This is a genomic window from Pseudomonas sp. BF-B-15 (assembly GCF_019946675.1).
Classification (GTDB): domain Bacteria; phylum Pseudomonadota; class Gammaproteobacteria; order Pseudomonadales; family Pseudomonadaceae; genus Aquipseudomonas; species Aquipseudomonas migulae.
On the sequence record NZ_JAGYFZ010000208.1, the window covers coordinates 1 to 2000 of the forward strand.

Here is a 2000-nt window from a genome sequence, read left to right on the forward strand (position 1 = left end):
CCTGTAGGAGCCGGCTTGCCGGCGAAAAGCGTCGGGGCAACGCGTTCATTCAGACAGCCCGCGTTATCGTTGACGTCCATCGCCAGCAAGCTGGCTCCTACAGTTGATTGGTGCCATGGCCAATTACCGCGTCTGCTGCTGTTGCTTTGCTTTGCTTTGCTTTTGATTTTGATCTGCCCCGTCGGAAGGCCGAGTGGAGGTTCTGCGCAGTGGGCAACCCGGCATGGATGCCGGGTTAGCCGCCCCCGGCCAGGGATGGCCGATGGCGGCGGGCCCACGGAGCAGGACCGGAGCGAGGGCATGGCGAGCCTTGGCGAGGCACCGTACGTCAGGGGCAAAGCCTTTTGGTTCCTTTTTGGCGTTTGAAAAAGGGACTCGCTGTAAGAGCGAAACCAATAGCCGCCGTTACCGCAGGAATGGATATGTACACCCCCAAAAAATCCGTCGCCTGACACACAGCCATCGCCGGCAAGCCGGTCTCACTCCCACATGGGCTCCGGGTACACCCGCAAGATCAGGTCAGCAATCAGCCCCCTGAAATGGACGCAAGCGCAGTCCGACAGCGACACTCCCTTTGGTGAAGGATTTCATCCCCAACACCACAGTATTTTTTGACGACCCAGCTAAGATTTACAGACGGTGAACCTTATTCCCGGATTTCCGGTCGATACCTGCAACCCGACCCGGTTCGCCACCGCCCCCGATAAACGAGGGTGATGACTGGCTTGCTTCACTTTCTGGAGAACGCCCCCGTGATATCCACCCTACACATCGCCAGGCTCAAAGCATGGGGCGCCCATGGTTTTACCGCCACTGGCGTAGTCACAGCCTTCCTCGCCACCCTCGCCCTGCTGGAAAACCAGCCCACCAATTGCCTGCTGTGGCTGGGCGTCGCACTGATCGTCGACGGGCTCGACGGCGCACTGGCGCGCAAGGTCAACGTACAGTCGGTGTTGCCAAGCTTCGACGGCTCGATCCTTGACCTGGTCATCGACTACCTGACGTACGTGTTTATCCCGGCACTGTTTATCTATCGTTACATCCCGTTGCCGGACTACACCCTGCTGCTGACCGTGTCGCTGATTCTGGTCTCGTCGCTGTTCTGCTTCTGCAACGTCAACATGAAAAGCAAAGACAACTACTTCCAGGGCTTCCCCGCCGCGTGGAACGTGGTTGCGCTATGCCTGTACATCATCGCCCCGTCGCCGTGGATCACCCTGCTCACCGTCATCGGCCTGGCGTTGCTGACCGTGACCCGGATGAAATTCCTGCACCCGTTTCGCGTGCGCCGGTTCATGCCGATCAACATCGCCGTGACGGCCATCTGGTTGCTGTGCAGCTTGTCGCTGGTGATCAACCATCCGGTGATCAACCCGATGGTCATGGGGCTCTGGTTGCTGATGTCGGCCTACTTCCTGGGGATTTGCATCTGGCGCACGGCGATGGAATGGTTTGACGGCTCGCGGCACCCATAAGCCATGCCTATTCATATCGTACGACTCGGCTCACCGCGCCTGCCCGATGAAGGCCTTCGGTTAGGCACCGTGCGCCGCCCGCCTCGTGGCGTGCCGAAGGCCGAGTTTGCCCGCCGGGATTTTTATGATGTGTGGCAACCGCTGCTGTCGCCCAGCGCTGAATTAGTCGCCGAAGCCAAGGCAGCGGCTGATGAAAAAACCTGGGAGGGCTTCAAGCGCAAGTTCAAGGCTGAAATGAATCAGCCTGCGCCCAGCCAGTTGCTGGATCTGTTGGCAGCCCTCTCCCATCAAACCTCGCTGGCCGTCGGCTGCTATTGCGAAGATGAAGCGCACTGCCATCGCTCGGTATTGCGCGAACTGCTGGAAGCACGCGGCGCCAAGATTATTTAAATTCCAAAACCCCACAAATCCCCTGTAGGAGCCGGCTTGCTGGCGATAGCGTTCTGTCAGTCAAACTAATTAGTCACTGGACGGACGCCATCGCCAGCAAGCCGGCTCCTACAATGGATCGCGTCGTTCTCAAGG

The 2000-nt window shown here is 59.0% G+C and carries 2 protein-coding genes; both read left to right on the top strand.

Annotated elements, in window-relative coordinates; genetic code table 11:
• The first annotated feature begins 752 nt into the window (after positions 1 to 752).
• Complete coding sequence (gene pcsA / locus KGA97_RS29360; RefSeq protein ID WP_008028178.1) at positions 753 to 1475, top strand: phosphatidylcholine synthase; 723 nt, start codon at positions 753 to 755, stop codon at positions 1473 to 1475.
• Between the two features lie 3 nt (positions 1476 to 1478).
• Complete coding sequence (locus KGA97_RS29365; protein ID WP_192418586.1) at positions 1479 to 1865, top strand: DUF488 domain-containing protein; 387 nt, start codon at positions 1479 to 1481, stop codon at positions 1863 to 1865.
• The last annotated feature ends 135 nt before the right edge of the window (positions 1866 to 2000 follow it).

Excerpts from the sequence above, each read along its gene's own strand:
- KGA97_RS29365 (WP_192418586.1), top strand. The coding sequence starts at position 1,479 with ATGCCTATTCATATCGTACGACTCGGCTCACCGCGCCTGCCCGATGAA.